This window comes from Thermocrispum agreste DSM 44070, from assembly GCF_000427905.1.
In the GTDB taxonomy this organism is placed as follows: Bacteria; Actinomycetota; Actinomycetes; order Mycobacteriales; family Pseudonocardiaceae; genus Thermocrispum; species Thermocrispum agreste.
Genome location: NZ_ATYX01000007.1, coordinates 221,035 through 246,548, shown reverse-complemented (window position 1 = coordinate 246,548; position 25,514 = coordinate 221,035). Strand labels below are relative to the sequence as shown.

The following is a 25,514-nucleotide window of genomic DNA, read 5'->3' as shown; positions in this document are numbered from 1 at the left end:
CCTTCCTGGCGTCCTATGGTCGTCAGGTCACTTCAGCTGGGCGGAACTCTTGCCGAGCAGCCGCCGGGCGATGATCAATTGCTGGATTTGCTGGGTGCCTTCGAAGATGTCCAGGATCTTCGCGTCGCGGCTCCATTTCTCCAGCAGCGAGTCCTCGCTGTATCCCAGGGCCCCGCACAACTCGACGCACTTGAGCGTGATGTCCACGACCGAGCGCCCGGCCTTCGCTTTGGACATCGACGCCTGCACCGAGTTCGGCTTGCGGTTGTCCGCCATCCAGGCCGCCTGCAACGTCAGCAGGTACGACGCCTCGAAGTCGGCCTCCAGCCGCAAGAACTCGGCGGCCGCGGCGTGCTGGGCGTGCGGCGGGGCGTCGTAGTCGATCTCGATCCCGGCCTCGTGCAGGATCCGCGCGGTTTCCTCCAACGCGGCACGGGCCAGCCCGACGGCCATCGCGGCGACCAGCGGCCGGGTGTTGTCGAAGGTCTCCATGACCCCGGCGAAGCCCTTTTTGGTGTCGATCTCCGGGCTGCCGAGCAGGTTCTCCTTCGGCACGCGGCAGTTCTCCAGCCGGATGACCGCGGTGTCCGACGCCTTGATACCGAGCTTGTGCTCCAGCCGCTCGACGGTGATGCCGGGCCGGAACTTCTCCACCACGAACGACTTGATCGCCGCGCGGCCCTTGGACTTGTCCAGCGTCGCCCACACCACGACGGCGTCGGCCCGTTCGCCCGCGGTGACGAAGATCTTCTCGCCGTTGAGCACGTACTCGTCGCCGTCCAGCACGGCGGTGGTGGACACGGCGGCCGAGTCCGACCCGAACGACGGCTCGGTGATGGCCATCGCCGCCCACATGTTGCCGAAGCGCTCGAGCTGCTCGTCGTTGGCGACCGACGCGATCGCGGCGTTGCCCAGCCCCTGGCGCGGCATGGACAGCAGCAACGCCACGTCACCCCAGCACATCTCGATCGTGCCGAGCACGGTGCGCAGGTTCGCGCCGTTGACGTTGCCTTCCGGCTTCTTGGCGTCCTTGTCCTTGCGCCGCACCCCGGCGGCGCCCGCGCCGCCGCTGAACCCGGACTGGTTCATCCCGTCCAGCACGGCGGCGAACGTGTCCAGCTCCTTGGGGTAGGAGTGCTCGGCGCGGTCGTACTTGCGGGAGATCGGCCGGAAGACCTCGGCCGCGGCCTGGTGTGCCTGGTTGACCAGCGGCGCGATCTTCTTCGGCACCTCGAGGTTGATCGTCATGCCAGCACCGCCCCTTCCATCACGCCGGCCGCCCGCAGGTCGCGGTACCACCGCTCGACCGGATGCTCCTTCACGTAGCCGTGACCGCCGAGCAGCTGCACCCCGGCGCTGCCGATCCACATGCCCTTGTCCGCGGCCAGCTTGCGGGCCAGCGCCACTTCACGGGCATACGGCAGGCCGCGCTCGGCACGAGAGGCCGCCCGCAGCGTCACCAGCCGCAGGCCCTCCAGCTCGATGGCGATGTCCGAGACCATGAACGCAACGCCCTGGCGGTGGCTGATCGGTTCGCCGAACGCCTTCCGCTCGTTGACGTACGGGATGACGTAGTCGAGGACGGCCCGTCCGGTGCCCGCGGCCAGCGCGCACCATCCCAGCCGGGACAGCCGCACGACCTCCTGCAGCACCTTCGGGTCGCCCCCGGCCAGCAGCGCGCTCGGCGGCAACTTCACCTTGTCCAGCTGCAGCAGCCCGGTCTCGGCGCTGCGCAGCCCCATCGCCGGATCCGGCGTCACCGTCACCCCGGGGGTGGAAGCCTCGACGAGGAACAGTGCGCCGCCCCGGCCCTCCAAGTCGGCCGAGACCACGAACAGCTCGCCGTCGGCCGCCCTGGGCACGAGCGCCTTCACACCGTCCAGCTGGTAGCCCGACGGGGTCCGCTTGGCGCGTGTCCTCGGCTTGCGGGGGTCGAACAGGGCCCCGCGCTCGTGCAACGCCAGCGCCGCGACCGGCGGCTGGTCGCCGGTGAACGCGGGCAGGTAGGTGGACTGCTGCTCGGCGTCACCCCACTGCACCAGCACCGTGCTGACCGCCGACGGAGCCAGCACCGACACCGCCAGGCCCATGTCCCCGTGCGCCAGCGCCTCGGCGACCAGGACGTTGGTCACCACGGACCGCTCGGTGCCGAAGCCGCTGAGCTCTTCCGGGATGCCGAACGCCCCGATGCCCAGTTCCGCGGCCCGGGAGAGCAGGCCGTCCGGGGTCTGCGCCTTGGCGTCCGCGTCGTGGGCGGCCGGGCGCAGCTGCTCGGCGGCGAACTCCCGCACCGTCTCGACGATCATCTGCTGTTCTTCTGTCGGTTCCAGATCGAACAGCTCGGGGTCCTTCGGCTTGGCCAGCCGCTGCGGCTGGGTGAGCTTCCTGGTCGCGGTGAACACCCGCTCACCGGCGGCGACCGCTGTGAACCCGTTCTTGACGCTGCTGGTGAGCGCCTTCTCGAACTGCTTGCGCAGCCCGAGCCGGTCGATCACCGGCGAGCTGGAGACCTTCGTCAGGACGGCCATCGCCCGGCCCATCGCATCGCGTTTCTTCGGCTGAGGACCCGCTGGCCCACCGCGTGTGCTCGCCACAGTCCACTCCCTATCGGCCATCGGCCGTTCGCTGGCGGATCGCTTACCTACTGACGCGTAAAATAACGCTTGTTGTGGAACCGCGCCAGCATGGGGTGGCAAGTCGCCGGTCGCGGGCCGTCCCGCGGCGCGGCGATGCCAAGGTCAGGGCCGGGGAGCGGTGCCGACTGTGGCGCCCGTCTCTCGAGCGGCCGGCTCGGCACCAGCGATCGGCATGCGCAGGTCGGCCCGGTCGCGCGCCCGCAGCCGGCCGATCAGCTTCGCGAGCCCCCAGGCAGTCGGTTCAGCGCCTGATGCCGAGCGCGGCGAGCATGAGCGCGGGCAGCTCGGACTCCAGATCCGGCCTACGCCGCACCGATCCGGTGCGAACCAGGTCGTTGGCGATGGTCAACGCCATGTGCACGACCACCCGAGCCTCGGGGGTGACCAGATCCGGCCGGATGGCCATCAGCAGCCGCACCCACTCCGCCACGTACTCCCGCTGCACCCGCCGCAGCTCGTTGCGTTCCGCCGCGGTCAGGGCACCGATCTCCCTGCCGATCATCAGCAGGTCCGCGCAGTCGCGCATGACCTGCACGTACGACCGGACCAGGCCTTCCAGTGCCTCCCGCTCGGTCTTCGCGGTCGCCGCGACCTGGTCCCTGCCCCGTGCCAGGCGATCGTGGATGCGCGCGGACGCGGCCATGAACAGCGCCGTCTTGCTCGGGAAATGCCGATACACGCTGGGGCCGCTGATCCCCGCGGCGGCGCCGATGTCCTCCATGCTGACCTCGTGGAAGCCACGTTCCCCGAACAGCCTGGTGGCTTCGATGAGCAGCTTCTCCCGCCTGCTCGGCTGCATCACCGGCATGACCGGGGCGGGCTCACCGGCGAAGCCGTCCGTCTCACCCGTCGCCGGTGTGTGATGCAACACAGCGCGCGCGGCCTCGACGAGCAGCTCCACGTACCGGCGACGGCTCAGCCGTGTGGAGTGCACCGCCACGCTGCCGAACACGCTCAACGCCGCCCAGCAGAGCATCGTGGCGTCTTCTTCCGACACCTCGGGCCGTGCCGCGCGCAGCGGGCGCGCCCAGCTGGCGATCAGCTCGCTCCACCGGCGACGCAGCGATTGCTGGTCCTCCGGGCGGAGGTTGCGCCGCTCGCGACGCCACAGCGCGGAGATCTCCGGCCGCTCCACGGACACCCGCGCGAGCTTGGTCAAGATGGCCTCGACCTGCTCGACCGCGGGCACCGCGGTGTCGTCCGGCAAGGCCGTGGTGGCCGCCGACAGGTGGTCGATCGCCAACGCCACGACGTGCGCCAGGATCGCCTGCTTGTCCGCGAAGTGCCGGTACAACGCCGGGCCGGTGATCCCGGCGGCCGCCGCGATGTCGGTGATGCCCACTTCGTGGAACCCGCGCTCGCAGAACAGCTTGGCCGCGACGGCGGCCAGCTGCTCCTTGCGGTCCTTGGGGCGCCTCGGGCGGCCCCCACGGTCGGCGATCGTCGTCATAGGTGAGTCCACTGTAGCGGGAGTCGTGCGTGTGACAACCGGTTGACAACAGGCAGTTCGGCGTCACTATGTTAGTGAGCATTAGCGCCATCCGTGCATGACAGTGCAGTCTAGGAAGGACCGTCGGCGTGACTGAGGCGTTCATCTACGAGGCGATCCGCACGCCTCGCGGCAAGAAGAAAAACGGCTCGCTGCATTCGATCAAACCGGTCGACCTGGTGGTCGGGCTGATCAACGAGCTGAAGGCACGGCATCCGAATCTCGACCCGGCCGTGATCGACGACGTGGTGCTCGGCGTGGTCACGCCCATCGGTGACCAGGGTGCGGTGATCTCCCGGACCGCCGCGCTGGCGGCCGGCCTGCCGGAGACGGTCGCCGGTGTCCAGCTCAACCGTTTCTGCGCGTCCGGCCTGGAGGCGATCAACACCGCGGCCCAGAAGGTACGCGCGGGCTGGGACAACCTGATCATCGCCGGAGGCGTCGAGTCGATGTCCCGGGTGCCGATGGGGTCCGACGGTGGCGCGATGTTCATGGACCCGGCAACGTCCTACGACCTGTTCATCGTCCCGCAGGGGATCAGCGCCGACCTGATCGCCACCATGGAGGGCTTCTCCCGGGAGGACGTCGACGCCTACGCGCTGCGCTCCCAGCAGCTGGCCGAGAAGGCCTGGTCGAGCGGCTACTTCAGCAAGTCCGTGGTCCCGGTCAAGGACATCAACGGTGTGACCGTGCTCGACCACGACGAGCACCGGCGCCCGGACACCACGATGGAGACGCTGGCCAAGCTCAAGCCGTCGTTCGCGGGTATCGGCGAGATGGGCGGTTTCGACGCGGTGGCGCTGCAGAAGTACCACTGGGTGGAGAAGATCGACCACGTGCACACGCCGGGCAACAGCTCGGGCATCGTGGACGGCGCGGCCATCGTGCTGATCGGCAACGAGCAGGTGGGCAAGGACCTCGGCCTCACCCCGCGGGCCCGCGTGGTGGCCACCGCGGTGACCGGCGCCGACCCGACGATCATGCTCACCGGTCCGACGCCCGCCACCGAGAAAGTGCTGGCCAAGGCCGGCTTGACGGTGGACGACATCGACCTTTTCGAGCTGAACGAGGCGTTCGCGTCCGTGGTGCTGAAGTACCAGAAGGATCTGAAGATCCCGGACGAGAAGCTCAACGTCAACGGCGGCGCGATCGCGATGGGGCACCCGCTCGGTGCCACCGGCGCGATGATCACCGGAACCATGGTCGACGAGCTGGAGCGGCGCAACGCGCGCTACGCGCTGATCACGCTGTGCATCGGCGGCGGCATGGGTGAAGCCACCATCATCGAGAGGGTCTGAGCATGACGTACACCAACACGATCCGCTGGGAGTCGGACGCCGACGGCATCGTCGTACTGACGCTGGACGACCCGAACCAGTCGGCGAACACCATGAACAGCGACTACCTGCAGTCGCTGAAGGCCACCGTCGAGCGCCTCGAGGCGGAGAAGGACCAGATCACCGGTGTGGTCATCACCTCGGCCAAGAAGACCTTCTTCGCCGGTGGCGACCTGAACGACCTGATCAAGATCCAGCCGGAGGACGCCGAACGGCTCACCCGTGAGTCGAAGGAGATCATCAAGGCGCCGATGCGCAAGCTGGAGACGTTCGGCAAGCCGGTGGTCGCCGCCATCAACGGCGCCGCGCTCGGCGGCGGGCTCGAGCTCGCGCTGTGTGCGCACCGCCGTATCGCCGCCAACGTCAAGGGCGTGCAGATCGGCTTCCCCGAGGTCACCCTCGGCCTGCTGCCCGGCGCCGGTGGTGTCGTCCGCACCACCCGGCTGCTCGGCATCCAGGCCGCGCTGCTCAACTGGCTGCTGCAGGGCCAGCGGCACAAGCCGGAGAAGGCCAAGGAGCTGGGCCTGATCCACGAGCTGGTGGACAGCGTCGACGAGCTGATCCCGGCGGCCAAGAAGTGGATCAAGGACAACGCGGACAACCCGGAGGCGGCCGTCCAGCCCTACGACCGGGACGGCTACAAGATGCCGGGCGGCACGCCGTCGAACCCGAAGTTCGCGGCGAACCTGCCTGCGTTCCCGGCCAACCTGCGCAAGCAGCTCAAGGGCGCGCCGATGCCGGCGCCGCGGGCGATCATGGCCGCTGCGGTCGAGGGCGCCCAGGTGGACTTCGAGTCCGCCATGGACATCGAGACCCGCTACTTCGTCAGCCTGGCCACCGGGCAGATCGCGAAGAACATGACCAAGGCGTTCTTCTTCGACCTGCAGGCCATCAAGAACGGTGGCTCCCGGCCGGAGGGCTACGACACCCACCGTCCGCGCAAGATCGGTGTGCTCGGCGCGGGCATGATGGGCGCGGGCATCGCCTACGTGTCGGCCAAGGCCGGTTTCGAGGTGGTGCTCAAGGACGTCACGCTGGAAGCGGCCGAGAAGGGCAAGGGCTACTCGGTCAAGCTCGAGGAGAAGGCCGTCTCGCGGGGCAAGACCACCCGGGAGAAGGCCGACGAGCTGCTGGCCAGGATCAAGCCGACCGCCGACGTGGCGGACTTCGAGGGCGTCGACTTCGTCATCGAGGCGGTGTTCGAGGACCAGGCGCTCAAGCACAAGGTGTTCCAGGAGATCGAGAACATCGTGACCCCGGACGCCGTGCTCGGTTCCAACACCTCGACGCTGCCGATCACCGGCCTGGCCAAGGCCGTGCAGCGACAGGAGGACTTCATCGGCATCCACTTCTTCTCGCCGGTGGACAAGATGCCGCTGGTGGAGATCATCCGCGGCGAGAAGACGTCGGACGCGGTGCTGGCCAAGGTCTTCGACTACGTCCAGGCGATCCGCAAGACGCCGATCGTGGTCAACGACAGCCGCGGGTTCTTCACCAGCCGGGTGATCAGCATGTTCATCAACGAGGCGCTGGCTGCGGTCGGCGAGGGTGTCGAGCCCGCCACCATCGAGCAGGCCGGTGCGCAGGCCGGGTTCCCGGCTTCGCCGCTGCAGCTGTCCGACGAGCTGTCGCTGACGCTGATGCAGAAGATCCGCAAGGCGACCGAGGAGGGCATCAAGGCCGAGGGCGGCACGCTGCCGCCGCCGCACGGCTCCGCCGCGGTGGTGGACAAGATGGTCGACGAGCTGAAGCGGCCGGGCCGGGCTGGTGGTGCCGGCTTCTACGAGTACCGGGACGGCAAGCGCGTCGGCCTGTGGCCGGGGCTGCGGGAGGCGTTCGACTCCGGGTCCGGCGAGGTGCCGTTCGAGGACCTGAAGGACCGGTTCCTGTTCTCCCAGGCCGTGGAGACCGTGCGGTGCTTCGACGAGGGTGTGATCAACACCGTCGCGGACGCCAACATCGGCTCGATCTTCGGCATCGGCTTCCCGGCGTGGACCGGTGGTGTCGTGCAGTTCATGAACCAGTACCCGGGCGGGCTGCAGGGCTTCGTCGACCGGGCGCGTGAGCTGGCCGCCAAGTACGGTCCGCACTTCGAGCCGCCGCAGTCGCTGGTCGACAAAGCGGCCAAGGGCGAGATCTTCGAGTAGTTCCCCTGCGCGCATCGGCCCGGGAGCCCGCACGGCTCCCGGGCCTTTGCCTGTTCGGCCGCCTTCCGCCTCGTCCGTGCCACCGATCTGCCGAGGCGCATCAGCTCGGGTCGGTGAACGGCACCCAGATCCCCTTGAGGTCGCGCAGGGCGATCAGTTCGTCCGGTGCCCCGGCCGCCGCGATCAGCCGTGGCCGGGCGGGAGCCGGATTCCGCCCGGAGCGCTCGATGCGGCGACGACGGCCGACGGACTGTCCACGGCGAGCCGGTGCCGGTGACCTTCCCGCCGCACCGGCCGCTGTCGACCGGTGGCTTCGATCACTCGCCGACGCGCAGGCCGAACACCATGCGCCGGACGGTCGCGCCGACCGCGGGGCGCAGCGCGGCAGGGTCGTCGGCGTTGGCCAAGGTCATCCCCGCGCCACCGAGCATGTGGAAGACCAGGCGTGCGGTGATCTCGGGATTGTTCGAATCGAAGTAACCGGCCGCGACGAGGGCGTCGACACCGCGCCGGATCAGGCCGAGCGAGTACTTCTCCGCATATGCCATCCAGGTGGCATAGCCGATGGCGCCGATGGCTTCGCGCCAGACGATCGCGCTGTACACCGGTTCCAGGCACGCGTCGAGGAACTCCTCGACGCCGGCCAGCGAAGCTTCCCACAGGTCGTCGTGGCGCTGCATCACGGCTTCCACGCGCTTGATGACCTGCTGTTCCTGCTCGTTGAACACCGCGATGAACAGAGCCTGCTTGCCCGCGAAGTGGTGATACACCGCGCCGCGCGTGACGTTCGCCGCCTTGGCCACGTCATCCAGTGACGTGTTGGCGTAGCCGCGCTCGACGAACTGCTTGGTGGCCTCCTCGATGAGCGCGGCGCGCGTCGCTTCCGCGTACATGTCACGACGCGACTTGACCGGTGCCATACGTCGAGTATAGTCACATACACCGAGTATGTGAGATTCAGCAAGTAGGTGAGCGCCATGTCGGGTTGGCAGCGGACACACCGCAGGTACCAGCTGGTCTATGACGTGGCCTCGGACGTCGCGCGACACGGCGCCGCGGCGCTCACGAAGTGGCGCCGCGCCATCGATGCGGAGTACGGCGGAGTCGGCGATTTCCTGCTGGATGCCCGGCGCCGATGGCTGACTGCCGTTGCGGCCTACAGCGACTACTCCGCGGCACCTGCGGCGGAGGCGGCCCGGCGGAACAAGGAGCTGCGTGCGCTGCTCGACGCCTTCGCCGAGCACCCGGTGCTCGCCGACGATCGGCTCGCATACGCCCAACCGGCCTGAAGGAGGAGTGGATGACCGCCACCGAGCCGCTGTTCAACCCGTTCGCCCCGGGATTCACCGAGAATCCGTACCCGCATTACGACAGGCTTCGGGAGCAGGCGCCGGTGTACCAGCATCCACTCGGCTTCTGGATTCTCACCCGGTACGACGACGTGGCGGCGTTGCTGCGGGGCGGACACTCCGTGGAGCCGCGCAACATGGCGCCGAGCCCCATGCGAGACCTGCAGCAATCCGTCTACGGCGACGGGAAGCCGGTCTTCAATGCGATGTCCATGCTGGATCGCGACCCGCCGGACCACACCAGGCTGCGCAGGCTGGTGTCGAAGGCGTTCACCCGGAAAGCCGTCGAAGAGCGGCGTCCGCACATCGAGCGACTGGTCGACGGGATGCTGGACGACGTCGCGAAAGCCGGCGGAGGCAATCTCATCGAGGCGTTGGCTTTCCCGCTGCCCTTTGCCGTCATCACCGAGATGATGGGCATGCCGGACTGGATCGACGTCGGCCGGCTGCGATCGCTCACCGGCATGGTGGTGCGGTCACTGGAGCCGCCCGCCGACGTCGAGCTGATGAAGCAGATCAGTGCCGCGGGCCAGGAGCTGGTCGAGCTGGTCGCCGAAGCCGTCGAGTGGAAGCGCAGGAACCCGGCCGACGACCTGCTGACGGCACTGATCGCGGCCGAAGACGACGGTGACGTGCTGACCGACGAAGAGCTCGTCGCGCAGGTTGGCCTGCTCTACGTCGCCGGCCACGAGACCACGGTCAACCTGATCGGCAACGGGACGCTGGCGTTGCTGCGTCACCCCGAGCAGCTGCGCCTGCTGCGGGAGAACCCGGATCTGACGCCCAATGCGATCGAGGAGCTGCTGCGCTACGACGGTCCGGTGCAGCAGAGCAGGCGGATCACGCTGCGGGCGTATCGCATCGGCGAGCACGAAATCCCGGCCGGGGCGTTCGTGCAGGCCGGACTGATGGCGGCCAACCGGGATCCGGCGAAGTGGGGGCCGGACGCCAACGAGCTGCGTCTCGATCGCCCGGGGGCGCACCAGCACCTGGGATTCGGGGCGGGGTCGCACCACTGCCTCGGTGCGGCACTGGCCAGGCTGGAGGGCCAGGTGGCCATCTCCCGGCTGGTGCAGCGGTTCCCCGGCCTGAAGCTGGCAGGCGAGGTGAAGTGGAACGGCCGCATCAACCTGCGCGGCCTGACCGAGCTGCCGGTGGCGGCGTAGCCGGGAGCCGGGCCGGGTGACCTGGCGGTGTGGTCGGAGCCGGGCCGGGTGACCTGCCGGTGTGGTCGGGGCTGATCGGCTGACTGTGCCGGTGTGGTCGGGTCGACCGGCGGTGCCGGGTGTCGTCAAGCCGTGCGGCCAATGCCCCGGTGCCGCACGCCGGCCCGTGGCCCCGCATGTGCCGTGGCTTGTCCAGCCCGCCCGTCAGACCGGGTGTCGACGGACCATGGTCGGGGCCAGCCGAGAGAGCAGCGATTGGCCTCCGGGGCGACGTCTGCGGCAAGACCATGAGCGTTTCAATGATCAGTCGGTCAGGTTGGATACGAGATCGTCTCACGCGCCAACCACCTCATGGGGTGCCGGCGTGCCCGCAGGTGCGGCACGCCGGCAAGCGAACGCGCTCGTCCGGCAATGGCCGGAACACGGGCGACGTTTCGGATGGACGCGCACGGTTTGGATGGACACACCCTCGTGGCCGCTCTCGTGGTAGCCGGGGCCATGAGTCCGGCGACAGCGTCAGCTGAGCCGTGTGCCCGGGCACGGCCGCCCTTCCGCTTCTCCTGACCGCGGTGACGTCGGCCGAGCCGTGCGCCCGGGGCACGGCCGAGCCGCGGTCAGGACCGCGGCCGATCCGGGCCGTGGTGAACAGCAGCAGTCCGGTCAGGCGCAGTCCCGGGCCGCAGTGAAGTTCCGGCTCAAGCCGGGCCGCAGTGAAGCTCCAGCTCAAGCCGGGCCGCAATGCAGCCGCAAGTCAGTCAGGCCGGAGCCCGGGCGCCAACCGAGCCGTCGGTCCGGCCACCATCGGGGGCAGCTGGCGCGTCACAGCAACGGCGGGACGACCGCGTCGATGAGGTGCGGGCCGGGCTCGTCGAACGCCCGGCGCAGCGCGTCGGCCAATTCCTCGCATGTGGTTGCGCGGGTGGCCGGAACCCCCATGCCTTCGGCGATCTTGGCGAAATCCATCGTCGGCCGGGACAGATCCAGCAGCGCCTTGGCCGCCGGGCCGGACAAGTCCGCCCCGGTCCGCTGCATCTCCATGCGCAGGATCGCGTAGGCGGCGTTGTTCAGCACCACGGTGGTGACGTTCAGGCTCTCGCGGGCCTGCGTCCACAGCGCGGAGATCGTGTACATGGCGCTGCCGTCGGCCTCCAGGTTGAGCACCGGCCGATCGGGCGCCGCGATGGCCGCACCGGTGGCCACCGGCATGCCCTGGCCGATCGCGCCGCCGGTCAGCGTCAGCACGGTGTGCTGCGGTGCACCTGCCGTGGCCATCGGCAACAGCACGCCGGAGGTGTTCGCCTCGTCGGAGATGATCGCGCCTTCCGGCAGCAGCGCGCCGACGACGTCGACCCAGTTCTGCGGGGTGAGCTCGCCGCTGGGCAGCTCGGGCCGCCTGGCCTCGGCCGGCTGCGGCTCGGCGTCCGGCGCCGCCCGGTCGGCCAGCGCCGCCAACGCGCCGACCACGTCCTGCTCGCGGGTGGCCAGCACGTGCACCGTCGCGTCCTCGGGCACCAGGTCGCTCGGTTTGCCGGGGTAGGCGAAGAAGGACACCGGTGCCTGGGTTCCCGCGACGATCAGATGCTTGATCCCGGTCAGCTGGTACTGCACCTGTTCGGCCAGGTAGCCGAGCCGTTCGATGGTCGGCAGGCCCGCGCCGCGCTCCAGGCGCGCGGGGAAGGTCTCCACGAACGCCTTCGCGCCGGTGCCGGCCGCGATCCGGCTCGTGGCCCGCAGGCCGTCGGGGTCGCAGGCCGGGCCACCGATGAGCAGGGCGGCCGGTTCCCCGGAGGCGAGAACGCCGGCGATCTGCGCGACGACGTCGTCGTCGACCGGTTTGCGACTGCGTGGCGGAACGGGATCCGCGACCTGGCCGCCCTCACCCCACGAGACGTCCGCGGGCAGGATGAGGTTCGCGTGCCTGCCAGGCGGATCCTGCGCCGCGGCGACGGCGGTGGCGGCGTCCGCGCCGATGTCCGACGGGTGCTTCACCCTGCGGGTCCACCCGTGCAGCCATTCGGCCAGCGGCTCGATCTCCGACTCCAGCGGTGCGTCGTACTGCTTGTGGTAGGTCGCGTGATCACCGATGACGTTGACCACCGGGGTGAACGCCCGCCGGGCGTTGTGCATGTTCGCCAGGCCGTTGACCATGCCGGGGCCGAGGTGCAGCAACGTCGCTGCCGGCTTGCCCGCGATCCGTGCGTAACCGTCGGCCGCGCCGGTCACCACGCCTTCGAACAGGCCGAGCACGCCGCGCATCTCCGGCACCGAGTCCAGCGCCGCAACGAAATGCATCTCCGACGTTCCCGGGTTGCCGAAACACACCTCCACGCCCGCGCCGGCCAGGGTGCGGATGAGGGCTTGCGCGCCATTGAGCTCGCTCACTCGCTGCTCCTTCAGTGCTCAGTGCTGGTGGTGCTGGTCGGTGTCGCTCACTGGTCGGCGGACGGTGCGATCGGGTCGAACAGCACGCCGGGGTTGAGGATCCCTGCCGGGTCGAACGCTTGCTTGATCCGCCGCATGAGCTCGATCTTGGCCGGGTCCTCCAGCGCTTGGAAGTAGCCACGCTTGGCGCGGCCGATGCCGTGCTCGCCGGAGATCGCCCCGCCGAGCCGCACGCCCTCGGCGAAGATCGCCGACAGCAGCTCGGCCCGCTTGATCGGGTCGGCCTGGAACACCGCCAGGTGCACGTTGCCGTCCCCGGCGTGACCGCAGCCCACCACCCCGGACTGGTTCTGCGCGGCCAGCTCCCTGGCGCGGGTGAGGAATTCCGGCATCGCCGAGCGCGGCACCACGACATCGATCACGTCGTGGGCGCCCGCGGCCTTGGCCGTCCAGAACGCGTGTTCGCGCGCCTGGATCAGCTTGCGCGCGGAGGATCCGTCGAGCACGTAGCAATCCATCGCGCCGAGCCCGGTCAGCAGTTCGGCGACCGCCTGCACGTCGCCGTCCAGCCGCTCCTGCTCGCGGTTCTCCAGCGCCACCACCAGATAGGCCTGGGCCTTGTCCCGCACGTCGTCCGGGATGCCGAGCTCCAGCTGCGAGGTGTGCGTGATCGCCGCCATCGTCAGGTTGTCGATGTACTCCAGGATGTACGGCGCCAAGCCACTGCCGATCACCTTCGGCACGGCAGCGACCACCTCGGTGAACTCGGTGAACGGCGCCAGCACGGTCGCGCTGTGCGGCAGGCGCGGCACCAGCTTCACGATCACCTCGGTGGCCAGCGCCAGGCTGCCTTCCGAGCCGACGATGAGCTGCGTCAGGTCGTAACCGGTGGAGACCTTGGCGATCCGGCCGCCGGTGCGGATCAGCTCGCCGGTCGGCAGCGCCGCCTGCAGGCCGAGGATGTTGTGCCTGGCCACGCCGTACTTCACCGCGCGCATGCCGCCGGCGTTGGTGCCCACGTTGCCGCCGACCGATGCGGACTGCTCGCCGGGGTAGACCATGTAGGCCAGGCCGTGATCGGCGGTGGCCTTGTCCAGCTCGTCCAGCGTGACCCCGGGCTGCACCACGGCCACGTGATTGACCGGATCCACCTCCAGCACCCGGTTCATGCGCTCGAACGAGATCACCAAACCGCCGTCCACCGGCCGGGCGGCCGCACTCAGCCCGGTGGCCGACCCACGTGCGGTCACGGGGATGCGCAGTTCCGTGGCCGTGGCCAGCAGCTTGGCGACTTCCTCCGCCGTGCCGGGCTTGGCCACGTAGGCCGGCTTGGCCGGCTCGACCTGCAGCGTCTCGTCGTGCCCGTAGTCCTCGCCGACGTCGTCGCCGGTCAGCAAGTTGTCTGCCCCCACGACCTCCGCCAGCCGGGCCTTGGCGTCGGTCTCGATCGTGCTGGACACCACGAACCACCTCGTCCTTCTCGCAGGCTGTGAGCGCGGGATGCCCCCGACCCTAGCGGCCGGGGGCATCCCGCGGAAGATGAAACTTGTTCACTTGTACAAGACGGCCCGCCTGGTGATCACTCGGCGCGCCGGAACGACAGGGTTTCTCCTTCCACGCCGCGCAGCCAGAGGTCCTGGGCGGCCGCGGCCATCTCGTCCAGTCCTTCGACGATGGTGGCGAAAACATTGCCGGGAACCCAGCCGACGTCGCCGTTGAGCAGCAGGTTGTTGCGGCCGTAGAAGATCGCCAGGTCGGTGGCTCCTTCGGCGTTGTGCGCCGCACTGCCGGCGTCGTAGCCGTAGGCCGGGTTGCCGATCTCCCACGGCTCGAACCCGAAATACACCACGTCCCCTGGGATGGGGGTGACGGTCGGGTTCTCCCGGCCGGGCGGTGGATCGGCGAACGGCTTGACCAGCGTGTAGACCTCGTTGCGGGCGTACTTGGCGTGGTAGGCCTGCCCGCTTTGCGGCAGCGCGTTCCACACCGCCTCGCAAGTCCGCGGGGCTTCGTGGTCCAGCAACGCCGCGCGGCAGTTGACGCCGCGTTTGTCCAGGCTGATGGTGATGTACCTGGTCACGCCGTCACCTCGGCGACGACGTCCTGCCAGATGCTCAGCGCCTCGTCGATCTGCTCGCCGTTCACCACCAGTGCGGGGATCATCCGGACCACCTGGCCCCATGCCCCGCAGGTGAGCAGCAGCAGGCCCTTCTTGGCGGCGAGCTGCTGCGCGGCGGCTGAGGTCTTGCCGTCCGGCTCGCCGTCGGGCGTGACGAATTCCGAGCCGACCATCAGGCCGAGGCCGCGCACGTCGCCGATCGCGGGCGTCTTGTCGGCAACGGCGCGGGCGCCGTCCAGCAAGCGCCTGCCCTGCTCGGCCGCGTTGGCGACGAGGTCTTCCTCGTGGATGACATCCAGCGTGGCGAGCGCGGCGGCGCAGGCGACGGCGTTGCCGCCGTAAGTGCCGCCCTGGGAGCCGGGCCATGCCTTGCTCATCAGCTCGCGGGACGCGGCGATGGCCGACAGCGGGAAGCCGCTCGCCAGGCCCTTGGCGGTGATGACGATGTCCGGGCGGACGCCGAAGTGCTCGTGTCCCCAGAACTTCCCGGTCCGGCCGAAGCCGGTCTGTACCTCGTCGACGATCAGCAGGATGCCGTGGTCGTCGCAGCGCTGCCGCAGGCCGGCCATGAACTCGGCGTTGGCCGGGACGTAGCCGCCCTCGCCGAGAACCGGCTCGACGATCATCGCCGCTGTGTCGGCGGGGGAGGACATGCTCTGCAGCACGTAGTCCAGCTCGCGCAGGGCGAACCTGGTGGCGGTGGCCTCGTCCCAGCCGTAGTGGAAGGCGTAGGGGAACGGTGCGAAGTGCACGCCCGCCATCAGCGGGGCGAAGCCGGAGCGGAACTTCGTGCCGCTGGTCGTCATCGAGGCCGCGGCGACGGTGCGGCCGTGGAAGCCGCCGTGGAAGGCGATCACGTTCGGCCGGCCGGTCGCCTGGCGGGCCAGGCGCAGCGCGGCTTCCACCGCCTCGGATCCCGAGTTGACGAAGAACAGCGTGTCCAGGCCGCTGGGCAGCACCTCCCCGAGGCGCTCGGCGAGTTCCATCAACGGCCGGTGCATCACGGTGGTGTACTGCGCGTGGATGATCTTGCCGATCTGTTCCTGGGCCGCGGCCACGACTTTCGGGTGGCAGTGGCCCGTGCTGGTGACGCCGATGCCGGACGTGAAGTCCAGATGACGAGTGCCGTCGGTGTCGTACAGGTACACACCTTCGCCGTGGTCCACGACGACCGGTGTTGCCTGCTTGAGCAGCGGTGAAAGCTCGGACACGGAGGTGCTCCTGGTTCGTTGTGGGGATCGCCCGTCGACAGGTCTTCCGGCTCTTGTCGATTGTCGACAATGTCCCTAGCATGACTGTCGCGCGCCCCGGAAGCAAGTGGCCCGATCGGAGGCACGGGGCAGTGGAACACCAGCCGGTGAACCCGGCCGTCCTGGCAGGAGTAGTCATGACCGCAGCACCCACCGAGTCCGCTGTCGTCGACAACGTCGCGAAGGACCTGTTCATCGGTGGACAGTGGCGCAAGGCCACCGGTGGCAGGACGATGCCGGTGCACGACCCGTCCACCGGCAAGGTCTTGTGCGAAGTCGCGGATGCTGCTCCGGAGGACGGCATGGCGGCGCTGGATGCCGCGGTCGCCGCGCAGCCGTCGTGGGCCAAGTACCCGCCGCGCGAGCGGGGCGAGATCTTGCGCCGGGCGTTCCAGCTGATCATCGACCGCACCGAGGAGCTGGCGCTGTTGATGACGCTGGAGATGGGCAAGCCGCTGGTCGAGTCGCGCGCCGAGGTCGCATACGCCGCCGAGTTCTTCCGGTGGTTCTCCGAGGAAGCCGTGCGGATCGAGGGCGGGTATGCGGTGGCGCCGAACGGCAAGGGCCGGTTCCTGATCCATCGCCAGCCGGTCGGCCCGGCGCTGCTGATCACGCCGTGGAACTTCCCGATGGCCATGGGCACCCGCAAGCTGGGCCCGGCCATCGCCGCGGGGTGCACGTCGGTGATCAAGCCGGCCGAACAGACGCCGTTGTCGATGCTGGCGCTGGCCGAGATCCTCGCCGAGGCCGGGCTGCCGGACGGCGTGGTGAACGTGGTGACGACCAGTGACGCGGGCGGTGTGATGGAACCGCTGATCCGGGACGGCCGGGCGCGCAAGCTGTCGTTCACCGGCTCGACGGAGGTCGGGCGGAAGCTGCTCGAGCAGTGTGCCGACAAGGTGCTGCGCACCTCGATGGAGCTGGGCGGCAACGCACCGTTCATCGTCTTCGACGACGCGGACCTGGACACCGCGGTGGAAGGCGCAATGCTGGCGAAGCTGCGCAACATCGGCGAGGCCTGCACCGCGGCCAACCGGTTCTACGTGCAGCGCGGGGTCGCCGACGAGTTCGCGCGGCGGCTCACCGAGCGGATGGCGGCGCAGCCGATCGGCCGCGGCACCGAGGAGGGCGTGGTGATCGGCCCGCTGGTCGACGAAGCCGCGGTGGAGAAGGTCGACATGCTGGTGGCTGATGCGGTCGAGCGCGGCGCGAAGGTGCTGACCGGCGGGGCGCCGCTGGACGGGCCCGGGCACTTCTACCCGCCGACGGTGCTGTCCGACGTGCCGCAGGGGGCGCGGCTGGCGCGCGAGGAGATCTTCGGCCCGGTCGCCCCGATCCACGTTTTCGACACCGAGGAAGAGGTCGTCGCCAAGGCCAACGACACCGAGTACGGTTTGGTCAGCTACGTGTTCACCCAAGACATCGACCGCGCGCTGCGGGTGTGCGAGGCGCTGGAGACCGGCATGGTCGGGCTGAACCAGGGCATCGTGTCCAATCCGGCGGCCCCGTTCGGCGGTGTGAAGCAATCGGGCATCGGCCGCGAAGGCGGCACGGTGGGTATCGACGAGTTCCTGGAGACCAAGTACATCGCCATCGCCGTGAAGTAGCCGCGGCAAGACGCCCGCACGATCGGACACGGTGGCGTGGCCGCGCTCTGGCATGGTCACGGCGCGAGGTAGCCGGATCGGGGAGGTCGTAACCGCTCGGTCGGGGATCTCATGCGAGACCGTGAAACGGCCTCGTTCGACGCCGGCGCGTACTTGGCGCTTGTGCGTGATCACCGAACGCATGAGAAGGTGCGACTCCTTCGCTCCGGGGCGAAGGGTGAGGAATGCCGGTCTCGTACAGAGAAGTCGCTGTCCTCTTCGGTGAGTTCGAGAAGTCGACCGTCCGGCTCGAGTGCCAGCAGACCTACAAGATTCCCGATGAGCAGGAGGATCTGCGTCGGTATCGGCCGGAGAGCCGAAGCTGCCCGGACCGAACGGCAGGACCGAACAGTGAATGGCACGAACTGATCCGGGCTCGCCGCGCCGAGGGCAAGGTCATGCAGCGCCTCGAAGTGGCCCGGCGTCCGTTCACGCCCGGGTAGCGATCCACAACCCGCACCTGGCGGGGGTGATCTTGCGGCTGTGCAACGTGCTCGAGGACGCGCACCACCTCGGCGAGTTGCCGCCGCTCCCGTTGCTGGCCGAACTGGGGAAGTATCTGCAGGCGCTGGCTGGGTTGGTTCACGCCCTGGGTGCGCAGGGGCGTGTGGTGTCGTCGCGGCACGAGGCAGCGCATCCCGGTTGCGCCTAACCTGAGATGTCGACGCCGTCCTTCGGCACATCGGGCGGGGCCGAGTACAGGCTGGTACCGGGCGCGAGGCGGTTGATCGCGTCCTCCATGTGCGCCTCGAGCAGTGCCAGTGCTCGTTCCTCGTCGCCCGCTTCGATGGCGTCGACGATCGCGGTGTGCTCGGCGACCCGGTCGGCGGGGCTGTGGCCGGTACGTTGCAGCGCGGCCAGGCACATCCGGGTCTCGATCAACAGCGTGCTGGCCATCCTGGCCAGCCTGCGGCTGCCCGACAGCGCCACCAGCTCCTCGTGGAACCGCAGGTCGGCGCGGCTGACCGCGGACGGATCACCGTCGTCGGCGGCGCCCGCCATCTCCGCCAGCACCTCCCGCAGCCGCTTGGCCGCCTTCTTCGGGTCGGACCGGATGATGCGGATCAACGCGGCGCGTTCGATCGCCGCGCGGGCGGCGTAGATGTCGTAGACGTCACCCGGTTCCAGCTCGATGACGAACAGCCCGCGATGGCGCTCGCTGCGCAGCAGACCCTCCGACACCAGCCGCTGCATGGCCTCCCGCAGTGGCCCCCGGGAGACCTGGAACCGGGCCGCCAGCTCGGCCTCACCGAGCTGCGTACCGGGCTGCAGCGCGCCGGTCATGATGGCTTCGCGCAGCTGCCGGGCGATGATCGCGGCGGTGGATTCCCGGCTGATCGGCTGGACATCCGGCATGTTCACCGAAACAACGCTCCCAACTGCTCGGCGCGCTGCGGCAACCCCGCCAGGCGCAGGCCTTCCCACACCGTGACCTGATTCGCGGTCAGCACCGGTTTCCCGATGCGCTCTTCGATTGTCGGGACGACCCTCAGCGTGTGCATCGCCGTGTCCGGAATCAGCAGCGCGTCCGCGTCCGGGTGGTCGTTCGCCGCCGCCAGCGCGACCACCTCGTCCGGCCGGAGCCGGCCGACCTCCGCGGCCGTGTCGATGCCTGCGGACGTCCGCGAGACGACCTTCAGGCCGTGATGGGACAAGAACTCCTCGAACAGGGCGGCGATGTCTTCGGGATAGCTCGCCGCTACTGCCACTCGCCGCACCCCGAGCGCCTGGGCGGCGTTGGTGAACGCGAAGGACGTGCTCGACGCCGGGACCCCCGCGGCTTCGCTCAGCTTGCGCGCCTGCTCGGCTGCGCCATCCGGCCGGTAGACGAAACTCCCGCTGGTACACGCCCACACCACGGCCGTGGGGGAGTGCTTGGCCAGCTTGGCCGCGCCGTCGGCCAGCTTGGCAGGCGAGCCGAGGTCCATCAGCTCCGCCACGGCGTGCAGGTCGGTGCCGTAGATGTGCTCGACCACCAGCTTCGCCGCGCTTGCGGTCCCCTCGAGCAACTGCTCGGCATACGGATAGTCGTCCTCGGCGGCGTGGTCGGGATAGATGAAACCGATCGTGTGCACGGTGCTCCCTGACGTCTGGGCGTCCGCAGGCGCGGATTGTTGACAATCATACGAACCGCTCCTAGCGTGTCAACGTGCCAGAAACTCCTGTCGTGACCGTGCTGTGCGGCGACGACCAGCCGCGGGGAATGGCCGAGGTCGAGCGGCTCGCCGAGGTCCGTTACGTCCGGGCCGACGGGCTGCGTGACGCTCTGGCGGGCGCAGACGTGCTCTTCGTCTGGGACTTCTTCTCCCCGGCGGTCCGTGCGGCCTGGCCTGCGGCGGACAAGCTGCAGTGGGTACATGTGGCGAGCGCGGGGGTCGACGCGATCCTGTTCGACGACCTGCGCGACAGCGACGTCGTGCTGACCAACTCCCGCGGGGTGTTCGACGACGCCATCGCCGAATACGTCCTCGGGCTGGTGATCGCATTCGCCAAGGACTTCCCCCGCACGCTGCAGCTGCAGCGCGAACGTCGCTGGGAGTGGCGGGAGACCGAACGGGTCGGCGGGCGCAAGGCACTGGTCGTCGGTACGGGCCCGATCGGCGCGGCCATCGCACGTCTGCTGCGAGCCGTCGGCATCGAGGTCCGCGGTGCCGGCCGGAGAGCCCGCGAGGACGATCCCGACTTCGGCATCGTGCACTCCTCGGCGGAACTGCCGGACCACGTGGGCTGGGCCGATTTCGTCATCGCCGTCCTGCCGCTGACCGACGAGACCCGCGGCATGTTCGACCGCAGGGTGTTCGCCGCGATGAAACCCACCGCCCGGTTCATCAACGTCGGCCGCGGTGAGCACGTCGTCACCGAGGACCTGATCGCCGCGTTGCGGGCGGGGGAGCTGGCCGGTGCCGCGCTGGACGTCTTCGACCAGGAGCCGCTGCCGTCGGAGAGTCCTTTGTGGACGATGGAGAACGTCGTCGTGTCGCCCCACATGTCCGGTGACACGGTCGGCTGGAAGGACACCCTCGCCCGGGTGTTCGTGGCGAACTTCCGGCGCTGGATCGCGGGCGAGCCGCTACACAACGTCGTGGACAAGAAGCGAGGCTACGTACCGACGGGAGGAAGCAGATGACCACCGCGACCGCGCTGGCCGCCGAGTACGCGCAGGGCACGCTGTCACCGGTCGAGGCCACGCAGGCCGCGCTGGAGGCCATCGAGAAGCGAGACGGCGAGCTCAACGCCTACTGCTTGGTGGACGCCGACCAGGCGCTGGCACAGGCCAGGGAATCGGAACGCCGCTGGCGGTCGGGTGAGCAGCGCAGTCCGCTGGACGGCGTGCCGTCGTCGGTCAAGGACGTCTTCCTCACCAAGGGCTGGCCAACGCTGCGCGGCTCGCTGTGCATCGACCCGGACCAGCCGTGGGACGTCGACAGCCCGGTGATGGCGCGCATGCGGGAAGCCGGCCTGGTCGTGCTGGGCAAGGTCACCACCCCGGAGCTCGGCTGGAAGGCCACGACGGACTCGCGCCTGTGCGGCGTCACGCGCAACCCGCACGACCCGAGCAAGACCGCGGGCGGCTCCAGCGGCGGGAGTGCCGCGGCCGTGGCAGCTGACATGGGCGTGCTGTCGGTCGGCACCGACGCCGGTGGCTCGGTACGCATTCCTGCCTCGTTCTGCGGTGTCGTCGGCTTCAAACCGACTCACGGCCGAATTCCGCTGTATCCGGCGAGCCCGTTCGGGGCGCTGGCGCACGCCGGTCCGTTCGCGCGCACGGTCGACGACATCGCGCTGATGATGGACGTCCTGGCGCAGCCCGACCCCCGCGACCCGACCTCACCACCGTCGATGGACGAGACGTTCGCGGAGGCGGTGGCGCGGGACGTCAGCGGGCTCAAGGCAGCGTTCTCGCCCACGCTCGGCTACGTCGACGTGGACCCGGAGATCGCCGGGGTCGCCGCGGATGCGGTGCAAGCCGTCCGGGAATCCGGCATCGCCGTCGACGAGGCCGACCCGGGCTTCGCCGATCCGGCCGACGCCTTCGAAGTGCTGTGGGCGTGCGGGGCGGCGAAGGCGCTGAGCGCGTTTCCGCCCGGCGCGCGGGAGAAGGTCGACCCCGGGCTGGGCAAGATCTGGGATCTGGGCAGGACCTTCTCGGCGGTGGACTACCTGACCGCCAACGAGACCCGGGCGGCGCTGGGCATCCGCATGGGCGAGTTCCACACCCGCTACGACGTGCTGATCACCCCGATGATGCCGGTGCGCCCGTTCGAGGCCGGGCACGACGTCCCGCCGGGCGGGCCGTACACCAAGTGGTGGCAGTGGACCGGGTTCACCTACCCGTTCAACATGACCCAGCAGCCCGCGATCAGCCTGCCGATCGGGCGCACCTCGGACGGGCTGCCGGTGGGGCTGCAGATCGTCGGTCCGCGGCACGCCGACGACGTGGTGCTGGCATTCGCGCGGCACGTGGAGCAGGTGCTGGCCGGGCAGGCAGCCCGGTAGCCCGGGTCGTGCCTGCAGGCCGCCGATGCGCATCGCGCAGGCGGCCAGCCGTGGTGGTGCCGCAGGCATGCGTCAGGCGAGCAGGCGCCCCCAGCGGCGCGGCTGATCAGCTCGCCTTCAGCACCTGCTGGATGAACTCGGCGATGTGCCCGACGGCCAGCCGGACTTCCGGCGTCGGCGCCAGCACCGGGAAGGCGTGCACCTGGCCGCGCCAGACCTCCAGCTTGCACTCGGCGCCTGCCGCCCACAGGGCCTCGGCCATCGCTTCCGCGTCCGCCAGCAGCACCTCGGTCTCCGCCGCCATGATCAACGTGGGCGGCATGCCGGTCAGGTCCGCCCGGACCGGGGAGATCGGCGGCCCCTGGCCGTCCGGGTCGGTGGACCACAGCTCGGCCGCCTTGCTGAGGTGCTTGGCCAGGATGTAGGTGTCCTTGCCCCAGTTGGCGTGCTTGCTCCGCGCCTGGCCTTCCAGGTCGGTCACCGGGCTCAGTGCGACCAGGCCCGCGGGCAGCGGCAGGCCCTCGTCGCGGGCCTTGAGCGCCGTCGCGAACGTCAGGTACCCGCCCGCGGAGTCGCCGGCGAAGACGATGCGCTCGGGCCGCAAGCCGGTGCCGAGCAGGTGCCGGTAAGCCGCCAGGCAGTCCGCCACGGAGCCGTTGATCGGTGTGCTGGGCAGCTGCCGGTAGGCGACCGAGAACGCGGGAACCTTGCTGCGCTTGGCCATGGCGGACACGGCAGGCCGGTGCGTGTTCAGCCCGCCGGAGAAGAATCCGCCGCCGTGGAAGTACAGGATCGCCGCGTCGTCGACCGCGCCCTCGGGCCGCAGCCACTCGGCCTCGAATCCGTCCAGCTGTACCGGTGTGACGGTGATACCGCGCGGCATGCGCTTGCGCCGCCCGGCGTGTGCGTCCCACTGCTCGGCGGCCCGCAGCACCTTCGGGTGCGTGATCGGAACGAATCGGCCGACCGTGCGGCCGAACAGCCAGAACGTCGCGTACAGCACGCGTGAGTGCAGGCTCAGGCGCGGCGGCCGGGTTGCTGCCTGTGTCATCGCCACCTCCGGATACCCACGGTATCTCAATTGGGCGGGTCCGGACGCATGACGCGAGTCAGGCCACAGGCTGGTCCGGACGCATGCCCCGAGTCAGGCCGCAGCCGGAGCACGACGGCGGCGGCTCACAGCACCGTGGCGCCTTACAGCACCGCCGTGGCTCACTACACCGCCGCGGTTGACAGCACCGTGGCTGCTCACGGCACCGCGGCGGTTCACGGCACCGTGGCCGTTCACGGCACCGTGGCCGTTCACAGCACCGCGGCGGTTCACGGCACCGTGGCGCCTTACAGCACCGCCGCGGCTCACAACACCGCCGCGGTGAGTTCTTCCAGCGCGGTGTCGAGGTGCAGCAACATCCGCTGCAGGTGCGGTACGGACCGGCGGCAGCCGACGATGCCGAACCCGATCTGGTCGTCGTAGCTGGTCATGGTGATGTTGACGGCCTGGCCGTCCAGGCAGATCGACGCCGGGTAGATGCCGTCCAGCTGCGCGCCGTTGAAGTACATCTTCTGGCGCGGGCCGGGCACGTTGGAGATCACCAGGTTGAACGGCGGCTTGGTGTGGTCGGCGATCCCGGGGATGGGGGACAGGCCGAGCGGGGCGACGTTCACCGCCGACAGCAGCAGCACCTGCAGCGGGGTCAGCTCCGAGAACAGCCGCTTGCCCTCCCGCATCGAGTGGCTGACCACTTCCAGCCGTTTCGCCGGGTCGGCGACGTCCGTCCCCAGCCGGCACAGCAGAGCGCCGATCGCGTTGCCGCCGCGCTCGGCTCCCTCGCTGGCGCGCAGCGACACCGGCACCATCGCGGTCAGCGACTGGTCGGGCAGTGCCCGGTGCTCGATCAGGTAGTCGCGCAGCGCACCCGCGCACACGGTCAGTACGACGTCGTTGATGGTGCACCCGGCTGCCTTGCCGATCTGCCGGAAGGCCTCGATCGGCCAGGACTGCGCGGCCACGCGGCGCGCCCCGCCGACGGAGACGTTGAACATCGTCCGCGGCGCCTGTAGCGGCAGGGTGATCGACTGCTCGCGCCGGATCTCGTTCACCGTCTTCAGCATGGCGGGGCCCAGCCCGGCCAGCTCGCCGGCGATGCCACGCACGCGGTCGAGCAACGAGCGCTGCTGCGGTGGTTTCGACCGCTTGGGCGGCTTGAGCGACCACCACATCTCGCAGTCGCGGGCGTCGGGGTCGGGCGTCAGCGACAACTGCATGTGCCGCAGCGCGGAGACCCCGTCGAGCATGGCGTGGTGGATCTTGGTGTAGATGGCGAAGCGGCCGTCGTTCAGCCCTTCGATGAAGTGCGTCTCCCACAGCGGACGGTGCCGGTCGAGCAGCGTGCCGTGCCAGCGGGAGGTGATCTCCAGCAGCTCCCGCACCCGGCCGGGAGTGGGCAGCGCGGAGCGGCGCACGTGGTAGCTGAGGTCGAGCTCGGTGTCCTCGGTCCAGGCGAGCTGCCCGAGCGAGTTCACCGGCCCGGCGGGCCGCTGCCGGAACAGCGGCCTGACCTCGGACTTGTCGATCAGGTCGCGGTACAGCTGGGCGACGTAGTCGTCGCCGGTGCCCTCCGGTTTCCGGAACAGCTGCAGCCCGCCCACGTGCATCGGGTGCTCCCGCGACTCGATGAGCAGGAACATGGAATCGGTCACCGGCATGAACTTCACGTCGCCGCCACCCTCTTTCGCACGTGCGGTGCTTCGAGCCTACGGGCCATGCGCGCAGAGCACACGGCATCTCACACGTTTCGCTCAGGAATCGTCGGCGACGCAGGGGACGGGGCGAGGGCGTCCGAGGGGAGTCCCGGCCGTGTCGGCTTCTCGCAGGGTGCGAGACCGCCTGGTCCGCAAGGGCTGGATCGGCGACGACCCGGTCGGCTCGCGCAGAGTGCGAGACCGCGCCTGATCCACCTCCGCTGAGGACCCATCGGCCAGTGCTCACGTGCAGGATGCGAGAACGGATCGTGGGCGGCAACCCGGCCGGTTCCGCGCACGCAGAGTACGAGCCACCCGTGTGCGAGCAGGAGAGCGGCGTTGCTTTAGTTCTGTGGTGTCCGGGGTGTGGGGCCGCCGTTGTGTGGGTGAGCGGCGCCTCTTCAGTTCCGTGGCGTCCGAGGTGCAGAGCCGCCCTTGTGTGAGCAGGAGAGCCGAGGGGCTCTACCGGTTCCTCGCATGCAAGGGCGGGCCGCCGCGCCACTTCACCGCCGCCGGGGAGCCGTTGGCCAGTTCTCCCGCGCTGGGTGCAAGAAGCCGCGGACGCGGGGTGCTGGAAGTAGCGCGGCACCACGTCGGACAGCGCCGAGGACGCCGCCGATCGGCAATTGGGGGTTGCTGGTCGCCGTGTCCGTGGGGCTGGTGTGATCAGTGCGTGGGGGAGGTGCGGGGCTGCCACGGCAGCGTGGGGTTCGCTGGGCCACCGCGGCAGCCCGAGCGGGTGCGCGGCAGAGAA

The 25,514-nt window shown here is 69.6% G+C and carries 21 protein-coding genes; 9 read left to right on the top strand and 12 right to left on the bottom strand.

What is annotated here, in order from left to right; all coding sequences use genetic code 11:
• Nucleotides 1-27: 27 nt before the first annotated feature.
• The 3 genes from YWY_RS0105375 to YWY_RS0105365 form a co-directional block, all read right to left on the bottom strand.
• Nucleotides 28-1,248: an acyl-CoA dehydrogenase family protein gene (locus YWY_RS0105375; protein WP_028846773.1), complete on the bottom strand. Its 1,221-nt coding sequence runs from the start codon at nt 1,246-1,248 to the stop codon at nt 28-30.
• Nucleotides 1,245-2,528, bottom strand: a complete 1,284-nt coding sequence (locus tag YWY_RS0105370; RefSeq protein WP_425426112.1) for an acyl-CoA dehydrogenase family protein — start codon at nt 2,526-2,528, stop codon at nt 1,245-1,247. The genes YWY_RS0105375 and YWY_RS0105370 overlap by 4 nt, the downstream gene beginning before the upstream one ends.
• 349 nt (nt 2,529-2,877) lie before the next feature.
• Nucleotides 2,878-4,086: a TetR/AcrR family transcriptional regulator gene (locus YWY_RS0105365; protein WP_028846771.1), complete on the bottom strand. Its 1,209-nt coding sequence runs from the start codon at nt 4,084-4,086 to the stop codon at nt 2,878-2,880.
• A 128-nt stretch (nt 4,087-4,214) separates the two neighbouring features.
• On the opposite strand from YWY_RS0105365, the gene YWY_RS0105360 reads away from it, so the two are divergent.
• Nucleotides 4,215-5,423, top strand: a complete 1,209-nt coding sequence (locus YWY_RS0105360; protein WP_028846770.1) for an acetyl-CoA C-acetyltransferase — start codon at nt 4,215-4,217, stop codon at nt 5,421-5,423.
• Nucleotides 5,424-5,425: 2 nt separating this feature from the next.
• On the top strand, nt 5,426-7,609 hold the full coding sequence (locus YWY_RS0105355) for a 3-hydroxyacyl-CoA dehydrogenase NAD-binding domain-containing protein (RefSeq protein WP_028846769.1): 2,184 nt from the start codon (nt 5,426-5,428) through the stop codon (nt 7,607-7,609).
• 317 nt (nt 7,610-7,926) lie between these two features.
• Here the strand turns inward: YWY_RS0105355 and YWY_RS0105350 are convergent, their stop codons facing one another.
• A complete protein-coding gene (locus YWY_RS0105350) occupies nt 7,927-8,529 on the bottom strand; it encodes a TetR/AcrR family transcriptional regulator (RefSeq protein ID WP_028846768.1) in 603 nt (200 codons plus the stop codon).
• Between the two features lie 57 nt (nt 8,530-8,586).
• On the opposite strand from YWY_RS0105350, the gene YWY_RS0105345 reads away from it, so the two are divergent.
• Together YWY_RS0105345 and YWY_RS0105340 are read left to right on the top strand one after the other, a co-directional pair.
• Nucleotides 8,587-8,898 (top strand): hypothetical protein, encoded by a 312-nt coding sequence (locus YWY_RS0105345; protein WP_028846767.1) that lies wholly within the window; start codon nt 8,587-8,589, stop codon nt 8,896-8,898.
• Between the two features lie 11 nt (nt 8,899-8,909).
• Entirely contained in the window at nt 8,910-10,124 is a 1,215-nt protein-coding gene (locus tag YWY_RS0105340; protein WP_028846766.1) for a cytochrome P450, read from the top strand.
• A gap of 819 nt (nt 10,125-10,943) precedes the next feature.
• Here the strand turns inward: YWY_RS0105340 and YWY_RS0105335 are convergent.
• From YWY_RS0105335 to YWY_RS0105320, 4 genes are all read right to left on the bottom strand, one after another.
• On the bottom strand, nt 10,944-12,506 hold the full coding sequence (locus YWY_RS0105335) for an acetolactate synthase large subunit (protein ID WP_028846765.1): 1,563 nt from the start codon (nt 12,504-12,506) through the stop codon (nt 10,944-10,946).
• 47 nt (nt 12,507-12,553) lie between these two features.
• Nucleotides 12,554-13,966 carry an FAD-binding oxidoreductase gene (locus YWY_RS0105330; RefSeq protein WP_245566562.1) on the bottom strand — a complete coding sequence of 471 codons (1,413 nt, stop codon included), beginning with the start codon at nt 13,964-13,966 and terminating at the stop codon, nt 12,554-12,556.
• A gap of 119 nt (nt 13,967-14,085) precedes the next feature.
• Nucleotides 14,086-14,586 carry a DUF3830 family protein gene (locus YWY_RS0105325; protein ID WP_028846763.1) on the bottom strand — a complete coding sequence of 167 codons (501 nt, stop codon included), beginning with the start codon at nt 14,584-14,586 and terminating at the stop codon, nt 14,086-14,088.
• On the bottom strand, nt 14,583-15,836 hold the full coding sequence (locus YWY_RS0105320; protein ID WP_028846762.1) for an aspartate aminotransferase family protein: 1,254 nt from the start codon (nt 15,834-15,836) through the stop codon (nt 14,583-14,585). Before YWY_RS0105320 ends, YWY_RS0105325 begins: the two co-directional genes overlap by 4 nt.
• Nucleotides 15,837-16,012: 176 nt before the next feature.
• Between YWY_RS0105320 and YWY_RS0105315 the strand changes: the two genes are divergently transcribed.
• The 3 genes from YWY_RS0105315 (at nt 16,013) to YWY_RS0105305 (ending at nt 18,173) form a co-directional block, all read left to right on the top strand.
• A complete protein-coding gene (locus YWY_RS0105315) occupies nt 16,013-17,482 on the top strand; it encodes an NAD-dependent succinate-semialdehyde dehydrogenase (RefSeq protein ID WP_038044535.1) in 1,470 nt (489 codons plus the stop codon).
• A 224-nt stretch (nt 17,483-17,706) separates the two neighbouring features.
• A complete protein-coding gene (locus YWY_RS20415) occupies nt 17,707-17,964 on the top strand; it encodes a DUF6879 family protein (protein ID WP_028846760.1) in 258 nt (85 codons plus the stop codon).
• A gap of 26 nt (nt 17,965-17,990) precedes the next feature.
• On the top strand, nt 17,991-18,173 hold the full coding sequence (locus YWY_RS0105305; RefSeq protein ID WP_028846759.1) for a hypothetical protein: 183 nt from the start codon (nt 17,991-17,993) through the stop codon (nt 18,171-18,173).
• Here YWY_RS0105305 and YWY_RS0105300 read toward each other — a convergent pair.
• Nucleotides 18,170-18,883: a GntR family transcriptional regulator gene (locus YWY_RS0105300; protein ID WP_028846758.1), complete on the bottom strand. Its 714-nt coding sequence runs from the start codon at nt 18,881-18,883 to the stop codon at nt 18,170-18,172. The two genes, YWY_RS0105305 and YWY_RS0105300, sit on opposite strands and share 4 nt — an antisense overlap.
• A complete protein-coding gene (locus tag YWY_RS0105295) occupies nt 18,880-19,596 on the bottom strand; it encodes a maleate cis-trans isomerase family protein (RefSeq protein WP_028846757.1) in 717 nt (238 codons plus the stop codon). The genes YWY_RS0105300 and YWY_RS0105295 overlap by 4 nt, the downstream gene beginning before the upstream one ends.
• Nucleotides 19,597-19,724: 128 nt before the next feature.
• Here YWY_RS0105295 and YWY_RS0105290 point away from each other — a divergent pair, with 128 nt between their 5' ends.
• Both YWY_RS0105290 and YWY_RS0105285 read left to right on the top strand, forming a co-directional pair.
• Nucleotides 19,725-20,648: a D-2-hydroxyacid dehydrogenase gene (locus YWY_RS0105290; protein ID WP_051309883.1), complete on the top strand. Its 924-nt coding sequence runs from the start codon at nt 19,725-19,727 to the stop codon at nt 20,646-20,648.
• The gene (locus YWY_RS0105285; RefSeq protein ID WP_028846755.1) at nt 20,645-22,018 is read left to right on the top strand and encodes an amidase; all 1,374 of its coding nucleotides are present in this window, start codon (nt 20,645-20,647) and stop codon (nt 22,016-22,018) included. Before YWY_RS0105290 ends, YWY_RS0105285 begins: the two co-directional genes overlap by 4 nt.
• Before the next feature lie 106 nt (nt 22,019-22,124).
• On the opposite strand, the gene YWY_RS0105280 is transcribed toward YWY_RS0105285, so the two are convergent.
• Together YWY_RS0105280 and YWY_RS0105275 are read right to left on the bottom strand one after the other, a co-directional pair.
• Entirely contained in the window at nt 22,125-23,069 is a 945-nt protein-coding gene (locus YWY_RS0105280; RefSeq protein WP_156899110.1) for an alpha/beta hydrolase, read from the bottom strand.
• A 305-nt stretch (nt 23,070-23,374) separates the two neighbouring features.
• Nucleotides 23,375-24,733 (bottom strand): WS/DGAT/MGAT family O-acyltransferase, encoded by a 1,359-nt coding sequence (locus YWY_RS0105275; RefSeq protein WP_028846753.1) that lies wholly within the window; start codon nt 24,731-24,733, stop codon nt 23,375-23,377.
• Nucleotides 24,734-25,514: the final 781 nt, after the last annotated feature.